Origin of the sequence: Kitasatospora sp. NPDC057518, assembly GCF_042802075.1 — a bacterium.
Lineage (GTDB): Bacteria > Actinomycetota > Actinomycetes > Streptomycetales > Streptomycetaceae > Kitasatospora.
Genome location: NZ_JBHVEU010000526.1, coordinates 1 through 5,739, shown reverse-complemented (window position 1 = coordinate 5,739; position 5,739 = coordinate 1). Strand labels below are relative to the sequence as shown.

Genomic DNA, 5,739 nt, shown 5'->3' with positions numbered 1-5,739 from the left:
GCCGGGGGGGCGCCCGGGGGCCGATCCCCCTGGGGGGGGGGGGCCCCACCGGGTCGGCGTGGGGGGGCCCGCCCGGCTCGGTGGGGGGGGAACGGCGGGGCACCGCCCCCGGGGTCCGTCGTCGAAGGACGGGCCGGGGACCTTGTCTCCGGCCCGTCCACTCTAGTAAAATGTCACACCTCATCAAGGAGCTCATGTGTCCATCACCCAGCACGACAGCACCCGTCCCTGGCGCGGCATCATGGTCGCCACCACGCTTCCGCTGCGCCCGGACCACTCCGTCGACTACGACGCCTACGCCGAGCACGTCCGCTGGCTGATCGACTCCGGCTGCGAGGGCGTCGTCCCCAACGGCTCGCTGGGCGAGTACCAGACGCTCACCGCCGAGGAGCGCGCCAAGGTCGTCGAGGTCGCCATCGAGGCGGCCGGCGACGGCTCCCGGGTGATGCCCGGCGTGGCCGCCTACGGCAGCGCCGAGTCCCGCCGCTGGGCCGAGCAGGCCGCCGAGGCCGGCGCCGGCTCCGTCCTGCTGCTGCCGCCGAACGCCTACCGGGCCGACCACGCCTCGGTGCGCGCCCACTACGCCGAGGTCGCCAAGGCCGGGCTGCCGATCGTGGCGTACAACAACCCGATCGACACCAAGGTCGACCTCGTCCCCACGCTGCTCGCCCAGCTGCACGCCGAGGGCTCGATCGTCGCGGTCAAGGAGTTCAGCGGCGACGTCCGCCGGGCGTACGAGATCGCCGAGCTGGCCCCCGGGCTGGACCTGCTGATCGGCGCCGACGACGTGCTGCTGGAGCTGGCGCTCGCGGGCGCGGTCGGCTGGATCGCCGGCTACCCGAACGCCCTGCCGGCCGCCTCGGTCGCGCTCTACGACGCCGCCGTCTCCAAGGACCTGGAGAACGCGCTGCCGCTGTACAAGTCGCTGCACTCGCTGCTGCGCTGGGACTCCAAGACCGAGTTCGTCCAGGCCATCAAGCTCTCGATGGACATCGCCGGGCGCCCCGGCGGCCCGGTGCGCGCCCCGCGCCTGCCGCTCGTCCCGGAGATCGAGGAGGCCGTCCGCGCGGCCACCGAGAAGGCGCTGGCCGACGGCCTGGTCTGACACCGGCGCGATCCCGGGCCTCCGGGCCGGCTGCGGCGGCAGTCGGCCCGGCCTACCCACCAACCATCCGAACCTGTACGGGAGTTGTGACCCATGCGCAGCCGCCACGTGTTCCACGCCGTCGACTCGCACACCGAGGGCATGCCGACCCGGGTGATCACCGGCGGCTTCGGCGTCATCCCCGGCGCCACCATGGCCGAGCGCCGGGTGCACTTCCAGGAGCACCTGGACCACTTCCGCACCCTGCTGATGTACGAGCCCCGCGGCCACGCCGCGATGAGCGGCGCGATCCTCCAGCCGCCGACCCGGCCGGACGCCGACTTCGGCGTGCTCTACATCGAGGTCTCCGGACTGCTGCCGATGTGCGGGCACGGCACCATCGGGGTCGCCACCGTACTGGTCGAGACCGGGATGGTCCCGGTGGTCGAGCCGGTCACCACCGTACGGCTGGACACCCCGGCCGGACTCGTGGTCGCCGAGGTGAAGGTCGAGGACGGCGCCGCCAAGGCGGTGACCATCCGCAACGTGCCCTCCTACTCCGTCGCCCTGGACCGCAAGGTCGAGGTGCCCGGCTACGGCACGGTGACCTACGACCTCGCGTACGGCGGCAACTACTACGCCATCCTGCCGCTCGCCGAGTTCGGGCTGCCCTTCGAGCGCGAGCGCAAGCAGGAGATCCTGGACGCCGGCCTGGCCATGATGGACGCGATCAACGCGGGCCCGGACCGGCCGGTGCACCCGGAGAACCCGTCCATCCACAGCTGCCACCACGTCCAGCTGCTCGCCCCCGGCTCCACCGCCGAGCACTCCCGGCACGCGATGGCCATCCACCCCGGCTGGTTCGACCGCTCGCCCTGCGGCACCGGCACCTCGGCGCGGATGGCCCAGCTGCACGCTCGCGGCGAACTGCCGCTCGGGCGGGACTTCCGCAACGACTCCTTCATCGGGACCACCTTCACCGGGCGGCTGGTCGAGGAGACCGAGGTGGCCGGGCTGCCCGCGGTGGTGCCCACCGTCACCGGGCGGGCCTGGGTCACCGGTACCGCCCAGTACTTCCTCGACCCGAGCGACCCGTTCCCGGCGGGCTTCCTGCTCTGACCCCTCCTTCCTCCTTCGTCCCCGTACCTCCCCCCGAAGGGCTGCTGGCCGTGACCATCACCTCGTACAACCCCGCCGACCCCGACGACCTCGTGGTCGCCGTCGAGGAGCCCGGCGCCGAGGCCGTGCGGGCCGCCGTCGGGCGGGCCCGGGCGGCGCAGGGCGACTGGCTCGCCGCCGGGGCGGGCGCCCGGTCGGCGGCGCTCGGCCGGATCGCGGACGCCGTGGAGGCGCACGCCCACGAGCTGGCCGCGCTGATCGTGCGCGAGGTCGGCAAGCCGCTGGCCGAGGCGCTCGGCGAGGTCGCCCGCACGGCGGCGATCTGGCGCTACTACGCGCAGGCGCCGTACGCGCCGTCCGGTGCGGTGCACGAGACCGCCGCCGGCCCCGGGCTGCTGCTCACCCGGCGCCGCCCGTACGGGGTCGCCGGACTGATCGCGCCGTGGAACTTCCCGCTGGCGATCCCGACCTGGAAGGCCGCGCCGGCCCTCGCCGTCGGCAACGCGGTGGTGCTCAAGCCGGCCCCCGAGGCGACGGCCTGCGCGCTGCGGCTGGCGGAGCTGGCCGGGCTGCCCGAGGACGTGTTCACGGTGCTGCCCGGCGGGGCGGAGGAGGGCGCGGCGCTGGTCGACGCCGCCGACGTGGTCTCCTTCACCGGCTCGACCGGCGTCGGCCGGGCCGTGGTGCGGGCCGCGACCGACCGCGGGGTACCGGTGCAGGCCGAACTCGGCGGGCTGAACGCCGCGCTGGTGCTGCCGGACGCCGACATCGCGCAGGCCGCCGGGCACATCGCCGCGGCCATCGCCGGGTACGCCGGGCAGAAGTGCACCGCCACCAGCCGGGTGATCGCGGTCGGCGCCGCGTACGAGCCGCTGCGCGAGGCGCTGGTCAAGGCGCTGGCGGCGGTCGACGACGCGGTCTGCGGGCCGGTGATCAACGCCGGGGCGCGGGAGCGGCTGACCGGGGCCGTCTCCTCGGCCGTCGAGGCCGGGGCCAGCGTGCTCACCGGCGGCGGGGTGCCCGAGCGGACCGGCTGGTACGTCGAGCCGACCCTGCTCGCCGAGGTGCCGGCCGAACACCCGCTGGCCCGCGAGGAGTTCTTCGGCCCGATCGCGGTGCTGCACGCCGCGGCCGACCTGGACGAGGCCATCGCGCTCGCCAACGACACCCCGCACAGCCTCTCCACCTCGGTGCACACCCGCAGCCTGGACGTGGCGCTGGCCGCCGCCGACCGGCTGGACGCGGGCATGATCCGGGTCAACGCCCCGTCCAGCGGCGTCGACTTCCACCTGCCCTTCGGCGGGGCCAAGGGCGCGAGCCACGGCGACCGCGAACAGGGCCAGGCCGCCCTGGACTTCTACACCGTCAGCCGGACCGTCAGCGTGCTGCCGGGCGGAGGTGCGCTCTGATGTTCGTACGGACGGTCGACTACCACACGGCCGGCGAGCCGTTCCGGATCGTGCTCGACGGCGTGCCCCCGATCCCCGGCGACACCGTCGCCGAGCGCCGGGCCATCGCGCTCGGCGCGGGCGGCAGCGCGACCGCGCCCCGGCCCAGCGCGCTGGACGAGGTCCGGCAGCTGCTCAGCCGGGAACCGCGCGGCCACGCCGGGATGTACGGCGGCTTCCTGGTCCCGCCGGACGACGACGAGGCGCACCTGGGCGTGCTGTTCTGGCACAAGGACGGCTACTCCACCGCCTGCGGACACGGCACCATCGCGCTCGGCGCCTGGGCGGTGGACTCCGGACTGGTGGCCGCCCCCGCGGACGGCGTGGCGCGGGTGCGGATCGACGTGCCGTCCGGCCGGGTCACCGCCCTGGTGCACCGCTCCGGCGGGCGGACCACCGGGGTGACCTTCCGCAACGTGCCCAGCCGGGTCACCGCGCTGAAGCTCCCGGTGGAGACCTCGCGCGGCACCGTGGAGGTCGCCGTGGCGCACTCCGGCGCCTGCTACGCCTCGGTGCCCGCGGCCGCCCTCGGGCTCGCCGTGGAGAAGCAGCAGCTGCCCGAACTCACCGCCGTGGGGCGGGAGATCAGGGCCGCGCTGGCCGGCTCGGAGGCGGTCGCCCACCCGACGGACGCCCGGCTGTCGGGCGTCTACGGGGTCATCCTCCACGACGAACTCCCCCCGGTGGACGGGGTGCTGAACCAGCGCAACGTCACCGTCTTCGCGGACGGCCAGATCGACCGCTCGCCCTGCGGCTCCGGCACCTCCGCCCGGCTCGCGGTGCTCGCCGCCGAGGGGCGGCTGGCCCCGGGCGAGCCGCTGCGGCACGAGTCGATCATCGGGACGGTCTTCAGCGGGCAGGTCCTCCCGGGCGGCGACCCGCAGGGCGAGGGCGTGGTCACCGAGGTCGGCGGGACGGCCTTCCGCACCGGCGAGCACGGCTTCGTGCTGGAGCCGGACGACGAACTGGGAGCGGGGTTCCTGCTGTGACCACCGTGCGTGCGACCGACGCCGTGAAGCCAACCGAAGTGCCCGGCGCGGCGGTTGTGCCGCTCCAGTACGCCGTGCCGGGCACCGGCGGGGTCGGGCCCGCCGGGGCGGTGGGGGCGATCGAGCGGGTGCTGCTGGACGGGTTCGACCCGGAGGCGGCACCCGCCCGGTCGGCCGTACCGGTGCCCGCCGGCGAACTGCTGATGATGCCGGCCGCCGCCGGGCCGTACGCCGGCGTGAAGATCGCCGGGGTCGCGCCCGCCAACCCGTCGGCCGGACTGCCCCGGATCACCGGCAGCTACCTGCTGCTGGACGGGCCCACCCTCCAGCCGCTCGCCCTGCTGGACGGCGCCGCGCTCACCGCGCTGCGCACGCCCGCCGTCACCGCGGCCGCGCTGCGGCGGCTGGCCGTGCCGGAGGCCGAGCACCTGGTGCTGTTCGGCTCCGGACCGCAGGCGTACGGGCATCTGGACGCCCTGCTCGCCGTCCGGCCGCTGCGCCGGCTCACCGTGGTGGCGCGCAACGCCGAACGGGCCGGGGCGCTGGCCGCGTACGGGCGGGAGCTCGGGCTGGCGGCCGAGGTCGGCGACCCGCGCGCGGTCCGCGAGGCGGACCTGGTGGTCTGCTGCACCACCGCGCGCACCCCGCTGTTCGACGGCGCCCTGGTGCCCGCCCACGCGGCGGTGGCGGCGGTCGGCTCGCACGAGCCGGACGCCCGGGAGGTGGACGAACTGCTCGTCCAGCGCGCCGAGTTGTACGTCGAGGCGCGTACCGTCGCGGAGCGCGAGGCCGGGGACCTGCTGATGGCGGGCGTGGCCGGGCGGCAGCTGTGGAACCTCGCCGAACTGGTGCGCGGCGACGCGCTGGTGCCCGACGGGCGGCCGCGGTTCTTCAAGAGCGTCGGGATGGCCTGGCAGGACCTGGCCGTCGCGGCGGAGGTGTACCGGGCCGCGTCCTAGGGCGTGTCTTCAAACTCGCGTCTGCGGGGCGACGCCGGGGCACGTACCTCGCCGCGTTGTCGTCGGTCGCCAATGCTCCGCAGTGGCTCCCTCCTCCGCCTTGCGATGCACGCACCCCAACGCCGCCCCGCCCGCCCTCC

General features: G+C 75.5%; 5 protein-coding genes. All 5 read left to right on the top strand.

Annotated elements, in window-relative coordinates:
* Window positions 1-241 precede the first annotated feature (241 nt).
* The 5 genes from ACFU7Z_RS35065 (at window position 242) to ACFU7Z_RS35045 (ending at window position 5,599) form a co-directional block, all read left to right on the top strand.
* Window positions 242-1,105 carry a dihydrodipicolinate synthase family protein gene (locus ACFU7Z_RS35065; RefSeq protein WP_369808372.1) on the top strand — a complete coding sequence of 288 codons (864 nt, stop codon included), beginning with the start codon at window positions 242-244 and terminating at the stop codon, window positions 1,103-1,105.
* Window positions 1,106-1,198: 93 nt separating this feature from the next.
* On the top strand, window positions 1,199-2,203 hold the full coding sequence (locus ACFU7Z_RS35060) for a proline racemase family protein (protein WP_049660310.1): 1,005 nt from the start codon (window positions 1,199-1,201) through the stop codon (window positions 2,201-2,203).
* A 50-nt stretch (window positions 2,204-2,253) separates the two neighbouring features.
* Window positions 2,254-3,612 (top strand): aldehyde dehydrogenase family protein, encoded by a 1,359-nt coding sequence (locus ACFU7Z_RS35055; RefSeq protein ID WP_375876043.1) that lies wholly within the window; start codon window positions 2,254-2,256, stop codon window positions 3,610-3,612.
* Window positions 3,612-4,640, top strand: coding sequence for a proline racemase family protein (locus tag ACFU7Z_RS35050; RefSeq protein WP_380782035.1), 1,029 nt, complete (start codon window positions 3,612-3,614; stop codon window positions 4,638-4,640). Before ACFU7Z_RS35055 ends, ACFU7Z_RS35050 begins: the two co-directional genes overlap by 1 nt.
* Window positions 4,641-4,663: 23 nt before the next feature.
* Window positions 4,664-5,599 carry an ornithine cyclodeaminase family protein gene (locus tag ACFU7Z_RS35045; RefSeq protein ID WP_380745477.1) on the top strand — a complete coding sequence of 312 codons (936 nt, stop codon included), beginning with the start codon at window positions 4,664-4,666 and terminating at the stop codon, window positions 5,597-5,599.
* The last annotated feature ends 140 nt before the right edge of the window (window positions 5,600-5,739 follow it).

Coding starts and splice junctions, on each gene's coding strand:
- ACFU7Z_RS35060 (WP_049660310.1), top strand. CDS start 1,199: ATGCGCAGCCGCCACGTGTTCCACGCCGTCGACTCGCACACCGAGGGC.
- ACFU7Z_RS35050 (WP_380782035.1), top strand. CDS start 3,612: ATGTTCGTACGGACGGTCGACTACCACACGGCCGGCGAGCCGTTCCGG.
- ACFU7Z_RS35065 (WP_369808372.1), top strand. CDS start 242: ATGGTCGCCACCACGCTTCCGCTGCGCCCGGACCACTCCGTCGACTAC.